This window comes from Leeuwenhoekiella aequorea, from assembly GCF_004104375.1.
Lineage (GTDB): Bacteria > Bacteroidota > Bacteroidia > Flavobacteriales > Flavobacteriaceae > Leeuwenhoekiella > Leeuwenhoekiella aequorea.
In genome coordinates, this window is the sequence record NZ_QOVM01000006.1 from 39,576 (window position 1) to 60,830 (window position 21,255).

General features: G+C 35.8%; 15 protein-coding genes. 12 read left to right on the top strand and 3 right to left on the bottom strand.

Annotated elements, in window-relative coordinates:
* Positions 1-164 precede the first annotated feature (164 nt).
* The 4 genes from DSM00_RS12695 to DSM00_RS12710 all read left to right on the top strand — a co-directional run bounded on the left by DSM00_RS12695 (position 165) and on the right by DSM00_RS12710 (position 7,692).
* Positions 165-4,511 (top strand): translocation/assembly module TamB domain-containing protein, encoded by a 4,347-nt coding sequence (locus DSM00_RS12695; protein WP_128758345.1) that lies wholly within the window; start codon positions 165-167, stop codon positions 4,509-4,511.
* 229 nt (positions 4,512-4,740) lie between these two features.
* Complete coding sequence (gene pfkA / locus DSM00_RS12700) at positions 4,741-5,727, top strand: 6-phosphofructokinase (RefSeq protein WP_128758346.1); 987 nt, start codon at positions 4,741-4,743, stop codon at positions 5,725-5,727.
* A 28-nt stretch (positions 5,728-5,755) separates the two neighbouring features.
* Positions 5,756-6,757 (top strand): type I glyceraldehyde-3-phosphate dehydrogenase, encoded by a 1,002-nt coding sequence (gene gap / locus DSM00_RS12705; protein WP_128758347.1) that lies wholly within the window; start codon positions 5,756-5,758, stop codon positions 6,755-6,757.
* 74 nt (positions 6,758-6,831) lie between these two features.
* The gene (locus DSM00_RS12710; RefSeq protein ID WP_128758348.1) at positions 6,832-7,692 is read left to right on the top strand and encodes an N-acetylglucosamine kinase; all 861 of its coding nucleotides are present in this window, start codon (positions 6,832-6,834) and stop codon (positions 7,690-7,692) included.
* Positions 7,693-7,766: 74 nt separating this feature from the next.
* Here the strand turns inward: DSM00_RS12710 and DSM00_RS12715 are convergent, their stop codons facing one another.
* Together DSM00_RS12715 and DSM00_RS12720 are read right to left on the bottom strand one after the other, a co-directional pair.
* Positions 7,767-8,147, bottom strand: a complete 381-nt coding sequence (locus DSM00_RS12715) for a RidA family protein (protein WP_128758349.1) — start codon at positions 8,145-8,147, stop codon at positions 7,767-7,769.
* 23 nt (positions 8,148-8,170) lie between these two features.
* Entirely contained in the window at positions 8,171-10,879 is a 2,709-nt protein-coding gene (locus DSM00_RS12720) for a putative LPS assembly protein LptD (protein WP_241652417.1), read from the bottom strand.
* A gap of 138 nt (positions 10,880-11,017) precedes the next feature.
* Here DSM00_RS12720 and DSM00_RS12725 point away from each other — a divergent pair, with 138 nt between their 5' ends.
* The 8 genes from DSM00_RS12725 to bshA all read left to right on the top strand — a co-directional run bounded on the left by DSM00_RS12725 (position 11,018) and on the right by bshA (position 20,584).
* Positions 11,018-12,097: an N-acetylmuramoyl-L-alanine amidase family protein gene (locus tag DSM00_RS12725; protein ID WP_128758351.1), complete on the top strand. Its 1,080-nt coding sequence runs from the start codon at positions 11,018-11,020 to the stop codon at positions 12,095-12,097.
* 77 nt (positions 12,098-12,174) lie between these two features.
* The gene (locus DSM00_RS12730) at positions 12,175-13,125 is read left to right on the top strand and encodes an MlaD family protein (RefSeq protein ID WP_128758352.1); all 951 of its coding nucleotides are present in this window, start codon (positions 12,175-12,177) and stop codon (positions 13,123-13,125) included.
* A gap of 5 nt (positions 13,126-13,130) precedes the next feature.
* Positions 13,131-14,474, top strand: coding sequence for a (Fe-S)-binding protein (locus tag DSM00_RS12735; RefSeq protein ID WP_128758353.1), 1,344 nt, complete (start codon positions 13,131-13,133; stop codon positions 14,472-14,474).
* Between the two features lie 37 nt (positions 14,475-14,511).
* The gene (locus tag DSM00_RS12740) at positions 14,512-14,946 is read left to right on the top strand and encodes an LNS2 domain-containing protein (protein WP_128758354.1); all 435 of its coding nucleotides are present in this window, start codon (positions 14,512-14,514) and stop codon (positions 14,944-14,946) included.
* A gap of 36 nt (positions 14,947-14,982) precedes the next feature.
* Positions 14,983-15,774: a (Fe-S)-binding protein gene (locus DSM00_RS12745; RefSeq protein ID WP_128758355.1), complete on the top strand. Its 792-nt coding sequence runs from the start codon at positions 14,983-14,985 to the stop codon at positions 15,772-15,774.
* A gap of 166 nt (positions 15,775-15,940) precedes the next feature.
* On the top strand, positions 15,941-16,426 hold the full coding sequence (locus DSM00_RS12750) for an ABC transporter ATPase (protein ID WP_128758356.1): 486 nt from the start codon (positions 15,941-15,943) through the stop codon (positions 16,424-16,426).
* 14 nt (positions 16,427-16,440) lie between these two features.
* Positions 16,441-19,353 carry a glycoside hydrolase family 3 N-terminal domain-containing protein gene (locus DSM00_RS12755; RefSeq protein ID WP_394365805.1) on the top strand — a complete coding sequence of 971 codons (2,913 nt, stop codon included), beginning with the start codon at positions 16,441-16,443 and terminating at the stop codon, positions 19,351-19,353.
* 73 nt (positions 19,354-19,426) lie between these two features.
* Positions 19,427-20,584, top strand: a complete 1,158-nt coding sequence (bshA, locus tag DSM00_RS12760; RefSeq protein ID WP_128758357.1) for an N-acetyl-alpha-D-glucosaminyl L-malate synthase BshA — start codon at positions 19,427-19,429, stop codon at positions 20,582-20,584.
* A gap of 77 nt (positions 20,585-20,661) precedes the next feature.
* Here the strand turns inward: bshA and DSM00_RS12765 are convergent, their stop codons facing one another.
* Positions 20,662-21,162, bottom strand: coding sequence for a hypothetical protein (locus DSM00_RS12765; RefSeq protein ID WP_128758358.1), 501 nt, complete (start codon positions 21,160-21,162; stop codon positions 20,662-20,664).
* Positions 21,163-21,255 lie beyond the last annotated feature (93 nt).

Here is a 21,255-nt window from a genome sequence, read left to right on the forward strand (position 1 = left end):
TTGCAAATCATAAACGGGCTATTATAAAGAATGCGATCTTTCTTAATATCGATGTTTTAAGATTTATATATCGCATAATGTGCAAAGTTAAAACTTAAATACGTATCAGAAAATTTAGAAAAATAGTTACGCGTACCCTATTTATTTTAATAGGTGTTTTTGCGTTGCTAATTGTAATATTTTCCATTCCCTCGGTACAAACCTATATAGCAAATAAAGTTACTACATCTCTCAATGAGAAGTATGATACCCAAATCAATGTTGGCAAAATCCACATCAAGTATAATGGTTTTGCAGCGATTAAAGAAGTATATATAGCAGATCATCACAATGATACACTCATATATTCTCAAGAAGTAGAAACCAGTCTGCTTAGCTTAAAAGCGTTGATGAATAGCCAAATGAATTTAGGTGATATCGCACTTAAAAATTCGAAGTTATTTGTGAAAAAATATAAGGGCGAGGAGAATGATAACCTCTATGTTTTTTCTCAAAAATTTAATACAGGTGCTCCGCCTTCTACTCCTTTTAAACTTTCCTCTTCTGAAGTTGAGTTAATTAATATGCACTTTAAATTTAGTGATGAAGATCTGGACAACCCCACGGTTGTAGATTACACAAATTTAAATTTGCTTGCGGAGGATTTTAAATTAGACGACGTTACTATAACAGCGCAGATTAAAGATTTACAATTAGATGCTGCGAGAGACTATCATATACGCGGACTCGAAGCAAATTTTAAGTACAATCCAGATACAATTATTCTTAAAAATCTTACGCTAGCAACAAAATATTCCGTATTAAAAGGAGATGTTGTGCTTGATACAAAGGATGATGCATTTCAAGATTTTAATAATCGGGTATTATTTGATATTGATTTTAAAGAGACAAAGATTTCAACCTCAGATCTACGGGCTTTTTATTCTGAATTTGGAAGTGGGGAGCTGTTGTCGCTTTCTGGAAAAATGCAAGGGACTCTTAATGATTTTAGACTCTCCGCGTTTGACTTGTCTGGCTTAAGCACGAGCCGTATACGCGGAGATGTGCGGTTTAGAAATTTGCTAGGTGACAATAATACATTTACAATTGAAGGAGATTATTCGCAATTGCGAACTTCCTACCTCGATTTAACCAGTCTTTTACCTAATGTTCTAGGGTCTAACTTACCAGAAGAATTTGTGCGTTTAGGTGTAATTGATCTCACGGGAATTTTAAATGTTACAGAAAATACGGTGTATTCTAAAAACACCATACAAACAGATCTGGGTCTTGTAGAAACTGATATAGATCTTAAAAATACGAGTAATATAGATCTGGCTACCTACGTGGGAATGATACGTACCGAAAGTTTTAATTTAGGTCGATTACTCCAAGTTCCTAAACTGGGTGCAGTAACATTTAATTTGCTTATTAACGGTGAAGGTATTGAGGCTGCTACGCTTGACACCCATATTGAAGGTGTAATTAATAGAATAAACTATAACAAATACAACTATCAGGGAATTACAGTTTCTGGGGATTTGAGTTATCCGGTTTTTGATGGGCGATTGACAATACGAGACCCCAATGCTAATTTATCATTCAACGGCTTAATTGACGTTACTGAAGCTATAAATACATATGATTTTACTGCAGAGATAGAACGTATAGACTTAGCCAAACTAAACTTTTTAAAGGACAGTACTGCGGTTTTAAAAGGCCAGGTGGTTATGGATATGCAAGGAACTACTGTTGATAATGCGGCAGGTAGCATTGTATTTAGTAAAGCAAGTTTTGAAAATAGTAACGATTTGTATGAGTTTGAGGATTTTGAAATCACCTCAACTTTTACGGATAGCCTACGAACGATTACAATTAATTCCCCCGATATTATTTCTGGAGAAGTTTCTGGGAATTTTAAAATAGGAGACGTACGGTCCTTATTTAGAAATGCGATAGGAAGTTTATATACTAATTATGAACCTCAGACAATTACTACAGACCAATTTATGGATTTTAATATCCAGATTTATAGTAAGATCGTTGAGGTGCTTGTTCCGGGGGTAGAACTTGAACCCAATACATTTGTAAGAGGAAGCGTAATTTCTGATGATTCTGATTTTAAACTTACTTTTAGGTCTCCTCGTATTAAGGCATTTGGAGTTTTAGCCGAATCAATTAACGTGCGTGTAGATAATAAGAACCCATTGTTTAATACATTTATCGAAGCAGATAGTATAGGTAGCGGTATCTATGGAGTAAGTGATTTTAATCTCATTAACGTTACCTTAAAAGATACCTTGTTTATGCGCTCTGAGTTTAAGGGAGGTCCAGATAAACAAGATGCTTATGACTTAAGTTTTTATCACACGATCAATCCTGATAACAACTCGGTTGTAGGCTTTAAGAAAAGTAGTCTAAAGTTTAAAAACAATCAGTGGTTTCTTAATGAGGCCGATAACAAGGCAAATAAAATAGTTTTTAGCAATAACTTTCAGGATATTGATGTTCGGGAAATTATATTATCTCACGAAGAAGAGCGCATATCACTTGAAGGAATTTTAAGGGATAGTACTTTTAAAGATATTAAGACAAACTTTGAACAGGTGCGTCTCTCTCATATAACGCCTTATGTAGATAGTTTGAGCCTTCGTGGACTCGTAAATGGAAATCTGGATATTTTACAGAAAGAAGGAGTATATCTTCCTAATAGTAATATTAGTATAAACAACTTCACTATAAATGATGTGTTGATGGGTGACCTTGATCTTTCAGTAAAAGGTAATGAAAGTCTCACGAGCTATAAAATAGATACACGATTACGTAATGATAATGTAGAAACTCTTACCGCACTGGGGACTATAGACCTTGGAGCTAATAGTCCTGCTATAGATCTCGATGTACAATTACGTAAATTAAATCTGGAAGCTTTTAGTCCGTTAGGAGGTGATGTAATTTCTGCAATTCGTGGTTTTGCCAGTGGTAGGGCTCAAGTGACGGGGGATTATCGCAACCCAGATATAGATGGCGAACTCCTCTTACGTGAGGCGGGTCTATCTGTACCTTATTTAAATACCAATTACGATTTTAAAGGTACGGCCCGGGTAACCCTAAGTGATCAGGAATTTAAATTTAATTCAGTCTCTTTATCAGACGTAAAATATAAAACTACCGGAAATTTAAGTGGTACAATACGACATCAGTTTTTTAGCGATTGGGAGTTAGATCTGGATGTTACTACAGATAGACTCCTCGTACTGGATACCAAGCAAGAGGACTTTGCATTGTATTACGGTACAGCCTTTATAAGTGGAGACGCGAGTTTAAAAGGTCCTACAGATGAGTTGGTAATAGACGTAACAGCCACTACTGAAAAAGGGACAGTTTTCAAAATCCCATTAAGTGATACAGAATCTTTTGGAGATAGTAGTAATATATATTTTCTAAGTCCTGAAGAAAAACAGGCCAGACTTGACGGAGAAGAAATTGTAATTAAAGAATTTAAAGGTCTGGAGCTCAATTTTGATTTAGAAGTTACTCGTGATGCTGAGGTTGAGATTGTGGTAGATGAGACAAATGGAAGTACTTTAAAGGGTCGAGGAGCCGGTTACTTGTTAATTCAGATAAATACGAATGGTAAGTTTAATATGTTTGGTGACTTTACACCGTATGAGGGATCATATAACTTTAGATATAGTGGTGTAGTTCAAAAACAATTTGACATACTTCCTGAAGGAAAAATAAGCTGGGATGGTGAGCCTACTGAGGCATTACTCGATATTAGTGCAGTGTATAGAACACAGGCAAACCCTTCAATTTTACTAGAAAACCCATCAGTAAACCGAAAAATTCCTGTTAATGTAATTATTAATCTTGATGGTGAATTATTACAACCAGAAATCACCTTTGATTTTGAATTTCCTAATACGAGTTCGATTGTTACCTCTGAGCTTAATTACAGATTAGATAACAGAGCTACTCGCGAGCTTCAGGCTTTTTCTTTAGTGACACAAGGATCCTTCTTTAGTCAGAATGGGATTGATGCTCAATCTGCCGCCTACGGAAACTTAATAGAAACGGCTTCTGGGATATTTAATGATTTGCTTTCTGATGAGGATGGTAAATTTAGTGTAGGACTTGATTATGTTCAGGCAGATAACCGTCCAGATTTACAAACATCGGGTCGTTTTGGCTTCACACTTTCTACTCAAATTTCTAATCGGGTGATTATAAATGGTAAAGTGGGTGTGCCAGTGGGAGGAGTAAGCGAGCGTGCGGTTGTAGGTAATGTTGAGGTAAACTTTTTGCTTAATGAAGACGGCTCGCTTAGAGCAACAATATTTAACCGTCAAACCGACATTCAATTTGTTGCTAGCGATAATGATGGTTACACACAAGGAGCCGGTATTTCTTACTCGGTAGATTTTGATACGTTTAAACAATTAATTCAGAAAATATTTAAAGGAGAGGCTCGAGAAGTTGAAGAAGAAATTAAAATTATTCAGTCTGATTCTGACTATCCTGTTGATTAAATGACGTTCTAAAATTGTAAAACGCATTAAGAATATGATATTTTCACTAGTTCTTAATTTCTGATCCTTTAAAAACTACCCAATTAGATTATAAAATTGTTAAATTTTAACGCTTACAAAAAATAGTTGTTAACGATAACGATTGAAATTAGTGATACTCTCAAATTCATTGCTAATGACTTAGGAAAGTGATTAGAGATTCCTATTTTTACTATTCATTCAATAGTAAATGGCAAAAAAAATAACAAAAATCGGAGTTCTTACTTCTGGTGGAGATTCTCCAGGAATGAATGCTGCAGTAAGATCGGTTGTACGTACTTGTGCGTACCATAAAATTGATTGTATTGGCATATTTAGAGGATATGAAGGTTTAATTGATGGTGAGTTTGCACCTATGGATGCACGTAGTGTACGTGATATTATTAACCGGGGAGGTACAATGCTCAAGTCTGCGCGATCAGATCGCTTTAGAACACCGGAAGGGCGCAAAATTGCATATGACAATTTACAAGAACATCATATACAGGCACTCGTAGTAATAGGAGGTGACGGTACTTTCACCGGAGGATTACTATTTAATAAGGAATATGATTTTCCAGTAATTGGTATTCCGGGAACTATAGATAATGATATTAGTGGTACAGATCGAACATTAGGTTACGATACTGCCCTCAACACCGCTGTAGAAGCGATTGATAAAATACGTGATACTGCCAGCTCGCATAACCGACTTTTCTTTGTGGAGGTTATGGGAAGAGATGTAGGTCACATTGCTTTAAACGCCGGAGTAGGTGCTGGAGCAGAAGAAATTTTGATTCCTGAAGAAAATCTTGGACTAGAGCGCTTGTTAGAGTCTTTACTACGTAGTAAAGCAAGCGGTAAAATGTCTAGTATTGTAGTAGTCGCTGAAGGCGATAAGACTGGGAAAAACGTTTTTGAGCTTAAAGACTACGTCGATGAGCACTTAGAAGGTTATGATGTACGTGTTGCAGTCTTAGGGCATATGCAGCGAGGAGGATCACCTAGTTGTTATGACCGTGTACTTGCCAGTAGAATGGGAGTGAAGGCAGTAGAATCTTTACTAGAAGGCGAAAGTAATTATATGGTAGGTATACAACATGAAAAAATGGTTTTATATCCTATAGAGAAAGCCATCAAAGGAAAAACTGAAATTAACAAAGAGCTTGTGCGTGTGTCTGAAATAATGACCACATAATATTAATTCTAATTAAAAGTAATTTAAAATGGGAAATTTAAAAATAGGTATTAATGGTTTTGGTCGTATTGGCCGTATCGTATTCAGAGCAACAGTAAAACGTGATAATGTTGATGTTGTAGCAATTAACGACCTTTTAGACGTTGAGCATCTTGCATACCTTTTAAAATATGATTCTGTACACGGAAATTTTGACGGTACAGTAGAAGTAAAAGATGGTCATCTTGTAGTAGATGGTAAAACAGTACGTATCACAGCAGAGCGTGATCCTAAGAACTTGAAGTGGGATGAAGCTGGAGTAGATGTTGTAGCAGAATGTACTGGTATCTTTACTACTATGGAAACTGCAGATTATCACATACAAGCAGGAGCAAAGAAAGTTGTAATTTCTGCACCTTCTAAAGATGTTCCTATGTTTGTAATGGGAGTAAACCATAAAGACGTTAAAGCAAGCGATAAAATCGTTTCTAATGCATCTTGTACTACAAACTGTTTAGCTCCATTAGCAAAAGTATTAAATGATGCTTATGGTATTGATGAAGCTTTAATGACTACAGTACACGCAACTACTGCTACACAAATGACAGTAGATGGTCCTTCTAAGAAAGACTGGAGAGGTGGACGTTCAGCAATGCTTAACATTATTCCTGCTAGTACAGGTGCTGCAGTAGCTGTAACTAAAGTTATTCCAGAATTAAAAGGGAAATTAACAGGTATGGCTTTCCGTGTTCCTACTGCAGATGTTTCTGTTGTAGATTTAACGGTACGTTTATCTACAGAGACAAGCTACGAGGAAATCAAGAAAACTTTTAAAGCAGCTTCAGAAGGTGAGATGAAAGGTGTTCTTGGTTATACTGAAGAAGATGTAGTTTCTCAAGACTTTATAGGAGATGCACGTACTAGTATTTTTGATGCTGGTGCTGGTATTGAGCTTAACTCTAAGTTCTTTAAGATTGTTTCTTGGTATGACAATGAGTTTGGTTATTCAAACAAATTAGTTGATTTAGCAGAATACGTTAATACGCTATAATCGACTTATAATTTTTAAGCCCTTTAATTCATATTTGAATTAAAGGGCTTTTTTTAACTCTTACATCAAAACATATGATATTATTAGTAGATAGCGGATCAACGAAGACAGATTGGATCGCATTGAATGCTGAGGGGGCTGAGATTTTTCAAACACAGACTTTTGGTTTAAATCCACAAGTGTTGTCTGCTGAAATTTTAACCGAAAGAATAATCAATAATTACGAACTGTATAAGCATCGTCACGAAGTGACTCATGTTTACTTTTACGGTGCAGGCTGTGGTACTACTAAGCCTAAGGAATTGATTAAAGGTGTTTTTGATGAATTTTTTGACAAAGCGCAGCTTATAGATATAAAAGAAGATACTTATGCTGCTCTTTACGCTACTACTAAAAAAAATGAACCAGGTATTGTATGTATAATTGGTACCGGCTCTAATTGTAGTTTATACGATGGAGAAAATATAGAACAAAAAGTTACTTCTCTAGGGTATATCTTAATGGATGATGGTAGTGGTAATTATTTTGGACGCCAGCTATTGCGGGATTTCCATTTCAATAAAATTCCGAAGGAACTTGCTTATGAATTTGCTAAGCAGTTTGACCTTACTGCAGAGAGTATAAAGAATCATTTATATAAAATGCCAAACCCCAATACGTATTTGGCACAATTTGCACGTTTCTTAATTACAAACAAAGATCACGAGTATTGCAAAAAACTTATTCGTAAGGGCTTTAAATTATTTATAGAGCATCAAATACTTCAATTTAAAAATGCTAAAGAAATTCCTGTGCATTTTGTAGGTTCTATTTCATTCTACTTGCAGGATGAGTTGCGAGACTTATTGAAAGAATATGACTTGAAGATAGGTAAAGTTTTGAAAAGACCTATCGAAGGTTTAGTTGCTTATCACAAGAACTATATAATGATATAAGTATCTTTATATCAAAATAAAAAAGCTGCTAAGAATCGTTCTTGGCAGCTTTTTTATTTAAGGTTATTAGTTGATTACTTAACAGCAATCATTGATATCTCTACGTTTACAAATTTTGGCAAATTAGCCACTTCTACAGTTTCTCTAGCCGGTGCAGTATCTTCATTAAAAGCGGTAGCATAAACCGTATTTACTCCTGCAAAGCTATTCATATCGCTTAAAAATATAGAGCTCTTCACCACATTTTCAAACGTTAGTCCTGCTTCAGTTAAAATAGCTTCCAGATTTTGCATCACCATTTTTGTTTCAGCAGCAATATCGCCACTTACTAATTCACCAGTTTTAGGATCTAATGGTATTTGTCCGCTAATGTATAGTGTATCTCCGGCAAATACAGCTTGGTTGTAAGGTCCTATAGGTGCCGGTGCATTTGTTGTGCTAATTATTTTTTTCATAACGCTATATAATTAAGTTTGACTTACAGATTTTGATCTGGAGAACGACGTTTTTCGTATTTAAGATCACTTAATACACTTGATTTAATACCTATAAAAAAGTTCCAGGATGCATAGGTTCCGAAGGGAGTCCATGCAAAAGTCATATTAAAACTTTCTAGATCTCTCGCAAAACGTAACTGGGTGGGTGTAAATTTTCCTGTAGTTAGATCTATACCAGATGAAGCACCTACAAACCAGCGTTCCCCTAATTCTACATCACCACTAAAGTTTACGGCGTGAGAAGTAATCATATCTTGACGTGTGAGATTGCCATAATTAACATTATAATTCACACGTAAGTTCCAGGGGATTTTATAATTGTAAAGTTCGCGCTTTACATCTTCCTCCTCATCCTCTTCCTTATTATTAAATTTATTACGTAATTGATCACCATCTTCTCCTAGCAGATTATCACGACGTGCCCCATTACGAGCCGTCTGCGTGTCTTCATCATTAGAATTTTTCTCAAAACTCTTACTGCTAAATGCATAGCTGAAGTTTGCACTTGCATTGGTCAATCGAAAAAGACTACCTCCATTTTCGATATTTAACTTGTCTATTCGCTGGTTATTATTATTAAGAGCGTAAGGATCAAGAGTAGTATTAAAATTGATACTTAATTTATTTTGAATAATAGGAATAGTTCCTCTCACTGAAATTGGACTCAATCGTAGACTATCTGCCAGAAAATTATAGTTAGTAGAAACAGCAAGATTGCTTATTAAATCTATTTTCTTGGGCTCTACAGCAGTACTATCTCGATCTCTAACTTTTGCTTCTAAGGTGTTATTAATGGTAAGACTAACACCGCTCGAACTAAAGTTACCCGGAGCACCATAGAAACCACCATCAAATCTGGAGTAGGTCACTTCACGAGTTAAATCTCCGTTAGGATCATCTAATTCAGGAGCTAAAAATGTCTCATAATATTGATCAAAGGCAGGATTGTAATTAAAAGATACCGACGGTTTTATTACGTGGCGAATAGCTTGAATTTTTTTGTCCTCGCCAAAGTTAAACTGACCATATAAAGTGGTACCTAAACTCGTACTGAAGTTATAGGTGCGAAAGGAATCAAATCCATTTACTGTATCCAGTACAATCTCCCGTTGCTCTGTATCAAAACTCTGGTTTATAGTTTCAAATACCCAACTTTCCTGATAGTTTGTACTTGCAGAAACACTTAGATGCTTAAATAATTTAAAGTTTGTTGTTAACGGTATGCTATGTTGTACCCCTAGTTCTGCGTCCCTAAACATTTGCGCAGTAAAAAAGAGACTGTCTGTAGTTACAAAACGATTTTCTCCACTACCTGAATAGTTGAAGTTTATATTTTCTATAATCCCTTTTTTAGAACCTGTTTTTGGCGCAAAAGGATAAATACGATCTACGTTAACCTGTAAACTAGGTAACGTCATATTAATAATTTGAGTTTGTGTATTCTGAGTATGTCTCGCTGTTAATGCAAGGTTTACCTGCGGAACAGTTTGAAAAGTTTTAGAATAAGAAACAGACGAACTCAAGGTATTTGTAAGTCGGCTAGCAACGTTATCGATATTTGTTGACTGTCTAAAATAATCACTACTTCCCAAGTTTACAGAAGCTGAAAACCGCGAATTAGGGCTGGATTTAGTGTCTTGACTATGTGACCACTGAATATTATAGGTATTGGTTTCAGAAAAATCAGGTAGCCCACGTTCACTCGTAAGTAAATGTTCATATCTAATATTCACATTACCGCTAAACTTATAACGTTTACGATAGGCACTACTTCCGCGTAATGCATAACTACCATTTGTATAATAATCTCCGGTTAGAGTAAGATCTGCGTAATCATTAATTGCAAAATAGTAACCCCCATTTTGAAGAAAATAGCCGCGTTCATTATTTTCTCCAGGAGAAGGCATAATAAATCCGGAGACACTGGTTTCTTTTTCCATTGGGAAATAGGCAAAGGGTACTCCTAACGGAATGGGAACATCATATACAAACATGTTTACCAGACCAGTAACAATCTTTTTTCCGGGAACAAATTTTACTTTCCGTGCATAAAAATAGTATTCGGGATCTTCCTCATTTTCACTAGTAGTAAAACGCACATTGCGCATAAATACTACTGAATCGTTAACACGTTTACTAACCTCATTTTTTATATAAAATTCTTGCTGTTTTGTGCGCGAACCATAAATGAGTGCCTTTTCAGTTTTGAAATTATACTTAATAGAATCAGGCTCTACCGTATTCTGAGCTTGTACAAATACGGGGCCTTGTGTATATACACCAGCAGAATCTAAAATTCCTTTAGCAAATACTACATTGTTTGTATTATCTACAATTATTTGACCCGCTTTAATATTTATATCTGTATAATTTATCTCTGCCTCGTTGTACAAATACAATTTATTTGAGCGCCTATCAAACTTAGAATAATCGGTGGCACTGTATTTGACAATTGCTGTTAATGGTTCACGAGGAGGTTTTATGCTGTCTGTTTGGGTGCTATCGCGTTGAGAAGCCGGTAACATTCCTGTTAATGTGCTGCCTTGAGGCTTGTTTGTAATTTGTTTATAAGACGTGTCTGCGGGAATTGATCTTAACGTATTTACCGATATCTCCTGAGCTTGTAAAGCTCCGCAGCAGATAAGCAATACGCCTAGAATTTGCAGTACGATAAGGATCTTTGTTCGCAATGGGATTAATACTATTTTTGTAAATGAAAGGGCAAAAACCAATATGCCAAAATTACATCTATTTTTTAGAAGCCATTAACAATGCAGATTAAAAATGGCTTTGTAAAATTGTAAGACTTTAAATGACGTTCCCCAAATATGAAAACGAATATATCCTATATAATTGTATTAAGCCTTATTTTGTTCTGTGGCAATGCATTTTCTAATGATAAACCGGTTGATAGCAAGCGATTTGTAGTTGTTATAGATGCTGGTCATGGTGGGAAAGATCCAGGTAAACCATCAAAAACGGGGGTGAGAGAAAAGGATGTTGCGCTCAAGATAGCCTTGCTATTAGGTGAAGAATTGAGTAAAAATCGTGAGATCGAAGTTATTTATACCCGAAAAACAGATGTTTTTGTCGAATTAGACCGTCGTGGTGAAATAGCGAATAAAGCAAAAGCAGATCTTTTTATTTCCATTCATTGTAATGCACACACCTCTCAGGCTTCGGGAGCAGAAACGTATGTTTTGGGATTACACCGAAACAATACCAATTTTGAAGTTGCAAAAGCAGAGAATGAGGTGATCTTTTTAGAGGATAATTATGAAGAGAAATATGCTCAATATAATTTAAACTCCCCAGAGTCTCTAATCGGTCTTACTCTAATGCAGGAAGAATTTCTGGATCAGAGCATTCAATTAGCAAGTTTAGTTCAGGATAATTTTAGGGAAAAACTAAACCGTAAGGATCGAAGTGTAAAACAAGCGGGTTTTGTTGTTTTACATCAAACAGTTATGCCCAGTATTCTTATTGAAACAGGTTTTATTACAAATAATGAAGAAGGTAGATATTTAAATTCGTCTTCAGGGCAGCGTGAAATAGCACATGCAATTGCTACTGCTATTGAAGAATATCGAGAAAATGTAAGCGCAAATGACTTTTTGGGCATTTCAAAAGTAGTACCTGCTGTAGAAGTCAAAGATGTGGTTTCCGAAGATACTAATTATAAGGTACAGATTGCTGCTAGTAGTAAGAACGTAGAAGCAAAAGCTTACAATTTTAAAGGTTTGCCAGAAATTTCAAAAGAGAAAGAAGGGCGTCTTTACAAATATTACTATGGTGACACTTCTAATTACAGTGAGATACAGCGCAAACTATCTGAAGCAAAATCAAAAGGATATAAAACGGCTTACATTGTTTCCTTCAAAAATGGGGTGAAGACAATCTTAAACTAAGTTATAAATAAAAGTTAGCGCCGTAAGTCCTAATAGATTTTATTCCTAAATTTGGAATTCATTAAAAATAGTGCACATTGAACATTTCTAGAGAAGTAAAAACAGGTCTGTTAGCGGTTGTGGCTATAGGTCTTTTGATTTTTGGATATAGCTTTTTAAAAGGCAACAATCTTCTAAATAATGATCGTACTTACTACGCGATTTATGACAATGTCGAAGGTCTTTCACCCGGTTCTAGTGTTACTATTAATGGTCTTGCTGTAGGTAAAGTCCTTTCTATAGATTTTGCAGATCAACGCGGAAAATTATTAGTTACATTTAATGTAAAAAATGATTTTAAATTCTCGACGAGTAGTAAAGCACAAATATATGGTGGTGGTCTCATAGGAGGTAAGTCACTTTCTATTGTTCCTGATTACGAGCGGGGAGAAGTAGCAAAATCTGGAGATACTTTAGAAGGAACTATTGATGAGGGAATTTTTGAGCTAGTGAATGAGCGTCTAACTCCGTTACAGAAAAAAGTAGAATCTGTGATTAACAGTACCGATTCTGTACTTACGGGTGTAGCTGATGTTCTTGATAAAGACACTCGAAAAAACTTACGAATTGCAATAGCGGATATCAGTCAAACAGCTTCTTCATTTAAGCAAGCTTCTCAAAATTTAAATACGTTGTTAGCAGATAATGATCAGAAATTGAGCCGTACATTTACAAATCTAGATGAAATGTCTGCCAATTTTAATCAAATGAGTGATAGTTTATCGCAGGTAAATGTGGGGCAGCTAGTAACGAAAATGGAAAATATGATTGCTGAAGTAGAGAGTATTACTTCAAAAATAGATAACGGCGAAGGTAGTCTGGGTCAATTTATTAATGATAAGCAGATGTATAATAACCTTGAACGTGCTACTAAGCAGATGGAGGAACTTATGCAGGACATCAAGCTAAATCCTAAACGTTACGTACATTTTTCAGTTTTCGGAAAAAATCCGGGTCCATATAATGAACCGAAAGATTCACTTAAATAAATTTCATGCAATACCTGCCTAATATATTGTTTATAATCGCCCTAGCGATTGGAGTTGTTTTTTTTGCTAAAAATGTTCAAAAACTTATCCGCAATATAAAATTAGGTCGAGATGAAGATCGCTTCGACAATAAGCCGCAGCGCTGGAAGAATATGGCCAAAATTGCTTTAGGGCAATACAAAATGGTTCGTAGACCTGTTTCTGGTATTATTCACGTTCTCGTATATCTGGGTTTTATTATCATTAATATAGAAGTTCTAGAAATTGTTATTGATGGTGTTTTTGGAACTCACCGCATATTCAGCTTTATGGGAGGTTTTTATGACTTTCTAATTGCTGTTTTTGAGATTTTTGCGCTTCTAGTACTTGTAGGAGTTATCATCTTTTGGGTACGTAGAAATATTCTTCATATAAAGCGTTTTCTTAATCGTGAAATGAAAGGCTGGCCTAAACTAGATGCTAACCTGATTTTGTATTTTGAAGTGGTTTTGATGCTTCTCTTTCTAACGATGAATGCCGCAGATTACACACTTCAACTTAAAGGTGCAGAACATTATGCGAGTGCAGATGGTATTTTAGGATCTTTTCCGGTTAGCCAATTTATAGTGCCGCTTCTGGAAAATTTAAGTATCTCTACTCTTGTTATTATAGAACGTACGGCTTGGTGGGTGCATATTTTAGGAATTCTAGTATTCCTGAATTATTTATATTATTCAAAACACTTACATATTCTACTCGCATTTCCGAATACTTATTTTGCAAGGCTAAAACCTCAAGGTCAGTTTGATAATTTACAAGCTGTAACCAATGAGGTAAAATTAATGATGGATCCAGATGCAGATCCCTATGCAATGCCAGAAGAAGGTGCAGAAGATGAAACGCCTGCAAAATTTGGTGCAAGTGAAGCAACAGATTTGAGTTGGGTTCAGTTATTAAACGCCTATACCTGTACAGAATGTGGAAGATGTACAAGTGAATGTCCCGCTAATCAAACCGGAAAGTTATTGTCACCACGTCGTATTATGATGGCTACACGAGATCGATTAGAAGATATAGGTAATAATATAGACGCTAATAAAGGTACTTTTCAAGATGATGGAAAGCAGTTATTGGATGATTATATTACCAGAGAAGAATTATGGGCTTGCACAACTTGTAATGCCTGTGTTGAAGCCTGTCCTGTAGGTATTAATCCGCTTTCCATTATTATGGATATGCGTCAATACCTGGTAATGGAACAGAGTGCAGCACCTACAGATTTAAATAATGCAATGACCAATATTGAAAATAACGCAGCACCATGGCCTTTCAATCAAATGGATCGTGCAAATTGGATAAACGAATTATAAAATCAACCAACCAACCAATAATTTAAAACAAGAAGTGATGAAAAAAGAGGAAGTGGATAAAATGTTAAGTGAAAAGTTGCAGGACGGAGAACACGTAAGTCCAGTTTTGCCAGAAGGTGTAAAAAACTACCTCATTGATATTGATGGGACAATTACTGAAGATGTACCTAATGAAGAGCCAGAGCGTATGGGAACTTGTGAACCATTCCCTGATGCTTTAGCAACTCTAAATAAGTGGTATGATGAAGGGCATATTATTTGCTTTTTTACCTCTCGTACCGAGGAGCACCGTGAAGTAACCGAAACCTGGTTAAATAAACATGGATTTAATTATCACAGTCTTTTAATGGGAAAACCTAGAGGCGGTAATTACCATTGGATCGATAATCACTTAGTGCGTGCAACGCGTTACAAAGGGAAATTTACAGATCTTGTAGAAAAAGATGTTACCATTGAAGTGTTTGAAGATTAATATCTTTAAATAAACAAATACGATAAAAGTTAGATTATGGCAGAAGCTATCAAAGTACCTACGATGGCAGAATTTATGGCACAAGGCAAATCCCCGGAGGTTCTCTTCTGGGTAGGCTGCGCCGGAAGTTTTGACGATAGAGCAAAGAAAATTACTAAGGCATTTGTAAAACTACTTGCAAAAGCCGGAGTAGAATTTGCTGTATTAGGTACCGAAGAAAGCTGTACGGGTGATCCTGCAAAACGTGCAGGAAATGAATTTTTATTTCAGATGCAGGCGGTAACTAATATCGAAGTTTTAAATGCATATGAAGTTAAAAAAATAGTTACTGCTTGTCCTCATTGCTTTAATACCATTGCAAATGAATATCCCGGATTAGGTGGTAATTATGAAGTCTTACACCATACTCAATTTCTTAAATCTTTAATTGAAGAAGGTAGGTTAACCGTTGAAGGAGGTAAATACAAAGGAAAACGTATTACATTTCATGACCCGTGCTACTTAGCTCGTGCTAATCGTATTTATGAAGCTCCACGCGACTTGTTACGTAAGCTAGAAGTTGAGCTTGTCGAAATGAAACGCTGTAAGACCAAAGGTTTTTGCTGTGGTGCAGGTGGTGCTCAAATGTTTAAAGAACCAGAGCCTGGTATTAAAGAAGTAAATATTGAGCGTACTGAAGAGGCCTTAGGTATTAAGCCAGATGTTATAGCAGCCGGTTGTCCATTTTGCAATACCATGATGACTGATGGTGTTAAAAATAAAGAGAAAGAAGATAGTGTAGAAGTTCTGGATATTGCAGAAATGATTGCAAATGCAGAAGATCTTTAAACTCAAATTTCAAGAGATAAAAAAAGCATCGTTTTACGATGCTTTTTTTATGTTTTATAATTAAATAGTAAACTATTGCGGTGCTTTCATTAGCATTTAACACGATCTTTTTTAAGCACCATAATATTATACGTTAAGTTTGTGCTATTAATTTACAAATGATTTTATGCTAGTTCCATTTCAAGATTTACCTGCAAATTCCCGCTTATGGATTTATCAAAGTGACCGTAAGTTTTCAGAAGACGAACTTTTAAAACTTCAGGAAGCACTTAATAGTTTTCTAAATGATTGGACCGCTCATGGTGCAAGTTTAAATGCAGGTTTTGAGATTAAATACGATCGCTTTATTGTAATAGGCTTAGACCAAAGTGCAAGTGCTGCTAGTGGCTGCTCGATAGATAGTCAGGTGCGTTTTATACAACAAATAGAAAAAGAGTTTGAGGTTGTATTATTAGATAAAATGAATGTAACCTATATTCAAAATGATCGAGTACATTTTAAGCCGTTAGCAGATTTCAAAAAAATGGCTAAAGAAGGTGCTGTAGGCAAAAAAACCATTGTATTTAATAATCTCGTAAATACTAAAGAAGAATATCTTGAATTTTGGGAAGTCCCTGCAATAGAAAGCTGGCACAGCCGTTTCTTTAAATAAATAGAATGTATATGATGCGTGAACATTTACTCGTTGGAGTATTTCTAATACTAGCCTTTCAAGGTTTCTCACAATCAAAAAATCCACTAATTGCTAAAGATATTACCGAGCAGCAAGCTTGGGTTGATAGCATTTACAATAAAATGACCCTTAAGGAAAAGATAGGTCAATTATTTATGGTAGATGTTTTTTCTAGTGATCCTAAGTCTAAAACAGATGCTATTAAGACGCTAATAAAAAATAATCATATTGGAGGGATTATCTTTTCTAAAGGTGGTCCTATGCGTCAGGCTAAACTCAACAACGAATTTCAGGCGATTAGCAAGATTCCGCTAATGATGGCTATGGATGCAGAATGGGGTCTGGCGATGCGATTAGATTCTACGTATGCATTTCCCTGGAATATGACTCTAGGAGCGATTAGAGATAATAAGATTGTAGAAGAAGTTGCTAAGCAAATAGGATTGCATAATAAGCGCTTAGGCGTACACATTAATTTTGCACCTGTCGTAGATATTAATGTTAATCCTGAAAACCCAATTATCGGAAATAGATCATTTGGAGAAGATCGAAATAATGTTACCGATAAAAGTGTCGCCTTTATAAAAGGCATGCAAGAAGCCGGAGTACTGGGTAGTGCAAAACATTTTCCAGGTCATGGAGATACAAATCAGGATTCTCACAAAACACTTCCTACACTGCCTTTTACAAGAAAGCGTCTTGATTCTATAGAAATGTTTCCGTATAAAAAAGTTATAGATGCGGGAATTGCCAGTATAATGATAGGACATTTAAATGTTCCTGCCTTAGAAAGCAGACCTGGTTATCCTACATCATTATCTCAGAAAGTAGTAACTGGTCTTTTAAAGGATAGTTTGGGTTTTCAAGGTTTGATTTTTACAGATGCACTAAATATGAAAGGTGCTTCTAATTATAAAGAACCGGGATTGATAGATCTCGAAGCTTTTAAAGCTGGTAATGATATCCTACTTATAAGCGAGAATGTGCCTAAAGCAATGCTTAAAATTGAAGATGCATATAACTCTGGCGCAATTACAGAAACGCGACTTGCGCGCTCTGTTAAGAAAATTTTATTTGCGAAGTTCAAAGTTGGTTTAAATAAATACCAGCCTGTAAGTACAACAAATCTTTATAATGATTTAAATAGCGTCCAAGATGACGTTATCTATAGAAAGGCGATGGCTAATGCTATAACGGTTTTAAAAAATGACCAGGCCATTCTACCGGTTAAGGATTTGGATCTAAAAAAAATCGCCTTTGTTGAGTTAGGGGATGATAGCGGAAATACATTTCATCAAGCCCTACAAAAGTATACATCGGTTACCAAGATAAGTGCCAACTCTTCTGCAGAATATGTATCTAAATTAGAGAAGTTTAATTATGTTATTATTGGGTTTCACCGTTCTGATGAAAATCCTTGGAAATCCTATTCGATGACCTCTGGCGATATTGCAATTATCGAAGCAATCGCTAATGCTAAACCTACCGTTCTGGATGTGTTTGTAAGACCCTATGCGCTTTTAAAACTGAAAGATATTAGCAAAATTGAAGGGATTGTAATGTCTTATCAAAATAGTAAAATCGCTCAGGACCTTAGTGCCCAGCTTATTTTTGGAGCGATTGGAGCACAAGGAAAATTACCGGTTTCTCTGGGTAAGAACTTTCAGATAAACACCAGTTTTGAGACAGGTTCCCTACGTAGATTACAATATGGCGTTCCCGAAGAAGAGGGGATGAACTCCAATAAGCTTAAGGAGATAGACGAACTAGTTAAAGAAGGTCTTACCGAAGTTATGTTTCCCGGCGCTCAGGTGCTGGTAGCTCGTAACGGGAAAGTTATTTATGAGAAATCTTTTGGCCACCATACTTATACTAAAAAAGAAGATGTGAAACTCACAGATTTGTATGACTTGGCATCTATGACAAAAATTCTTGCGACGCTGCCTATGCTTATGCAGCAATTTGATAATAATGAATTTGCACTTAATGATAAGCTAGGTAGCATTTTACCTGTACTAAGAGGGACTAATAAGGAGGATATTACCATTAAACAAGTCTTATCCCATTATGGAAAATTAAAACCCTGGCTGCCATTCTATAGGGCCACTTATGATGCCAGTGGCAAACCTTCAAAAAAATACTATCGCTCTTCTCCCGAAGGCGATTTTTCAATTAAAATAGCAGAGGATATGTACTTGCGTAAAGATTATCCTGATACTATTGTAAAAATTATAGTAGATACAGACTTATTACCTTCTCGAGTTTATAAGTATAGCGACTTGTCCTATTTTTTATTTAAAAAGTATCTTGAAGATACTTCTAATACAGATCTTGATACGCTTACTCAACGTACTTACTACAAAACTTTAGGTGCAAATCATATGGGATACAAACCACTCAGCTTTGCGCCTAAAAGTGAGATTGTACCATCAGAAAATGATACCTATTGGCGTATGCAACAAATTCAAGGATACGTTCACGATATGGGTGCAGCAATGGATGATAATATAGGCGGTCACGCAGGGTTATTTAGTAATGCAAATGACGTAGCAAAAATGATGCAGATGTACTTGCAAAATGGATATTACGGTGGTAAACGCTATTTCTCAAAAAATACGATGGATGCTTTTAATACGTGTTATTATTGTGGTGAAGGCGTGCGCCGAGGAGTTGGTTTTGACAAACCGCAATTGGGATCTGTAGGAGGTACGTGTGGTTGTGTGTCTAAGTCTAGTTTTGGTCATTCTGGTTTTACGGGTACGTTTACATGGGCAGATCCTGAAACTCAAATTGTCTATGTTTTTCTTTCTAACAGAACATTTCCGGATGCAGAAAACCGAAAATTAATACGATCTGATCTTCGAAGCCGCATTCAGGAAGTTATTCAGAATGCGATTATTCCCTAATTATCATCATAAATAAAATCTAAATCCGCTTTAGGAATACTGGTACTGGCTGAATAATTGGTAATTTTACGCCATGAAAATAGCTATAGTTTGTTATCCTACATTTGGCGGAAGTGGAGTTGTCGCTACCGAATTAGGTATCGCATTATCTAAAAGAGGACACGAAGTCCATTTTATTACCTACAAGCAACCGGTAAGACTTGATTTACTTAATGAGAAAATATTTTTTCATGAGGTAAATGTGCCAGAATATCCCTTATTTCATTTTCAGCCGTACGAACTCGCTTTATCCAGTAAGCTGGTAACAATTATTAAGGCATATCATATAGACGTAATGCACGTACATTACGCAATCCCTCACGCATATGCAGGTTATATGGCTAAAAAAATGCTGAAGCAAGAGGGAATAACAGTGCCTATGGTAACCACCTTGCATGGCACAGATATTACCCTCGTTGGAAGCCATCCCTTTTATAAGCCTGCTGTTACCTTTAGTATAAATAAGAGTGATGTAGTAACCTCCGTATCTCAAAGTTTAAAAGAGGATACAAACCGTCTTTTTGATATTAAACGTAAAATACGAGTTATCCCTAATTTTATAGATATCAATACGGTTAAAGACACATTTACGGATTGCCAAAGAGCATTAATGGCAACCGAAGAGGAGCGTATAATTACACACATCAGTAATATGCGCGAAGTAAAATGTATACCAGACGTAATAAAAACATTTAGTAAAATTCAAAAGCATTTACCTTCAAAACTTATAATGGTAGGAGAGGGACCAGAACGCGGTCCTGCAGAATTGCTTGCTCAAGAATTGGGAATAGCAAATAAGGTTGTATTTCTGGGAAATAGTAATGAGATTGATAAGATTTTATGCTTTTCAGATTTGTTCCTGTTACCTTCAAAAGCAGAGAGTTTTGGTCTCGCAGCACTAGAAGCAATGGCACACGGTGTGCCTGTGATTTCATCTAATGCTGGAGGTCTTGCTGAAGTTAATCAAGATGGCTATTCTGGATTTATGAGTGGGGTAGGTGATACTGATTCTATGGCAACAAATGCATTAAGTATTTTAAAGGATTCTAACACGTTGAATCTGTTTAAAAAACAAGCGCGTCTTCAAGCTCAGCAATTTGCAATCGAGCGGGTAGTTCCTATGTATGAAGATGTTTATTTAAAAGCAATAAACAGACTTAAGAAAAAACCAAAAGCAGCATTAAAGAAATAAGTTGAGTAGAATGATCAAGTAAAAAAAAATCCCGCTAGCTTAAGCTAGCGGGATTTTTTTTATTTACAGACTTTCGATTAAAATTGGTAACGCAAACCTAATGCGATATCAAATCCTAAATCATCATTAAAATCGTTAAAACCTATTTCTGGTCTAAAGTCAAGTGAAACTAAAAGTGGAATATCGAAGTTGTATTCGATACCTATATCACCTGCTCCAAAAAGAAAAACATCAGAATCACCTCTTTTATCAGAAAATGGGCTTCTATCATCGTTATCATAGTCAACGCTGCCTAAACCACCACCTACACCAGCGTACCAGTTAAAACCACCGTCAATATTCCATACCCATTGGTAAATTCCAGTTAATTTAAATGCATCATAGTATTTACCATCATTGATTCCTAAGTCTACCTCAAGACGATTATTTTCTCCTAAACCTCTTTGATAAGATATTTCTGCACCAAAACCATCGTTATCTCCCAAACGAATACCTAGTGCGTTTTTAGAAATTTCCTGAGCTTGACCAGTAAGTGAGAAACCGGCAATTAGTACAAAAGCTATAAATAATTTTTTCATAATTGTAATTGATTTGTTGTTTAACATCGCAAATGTAAGTTGAGGAGTTGTTATGAATTCTGCTAGTTGCGCCAATGTTTTGTTAAGCTTATC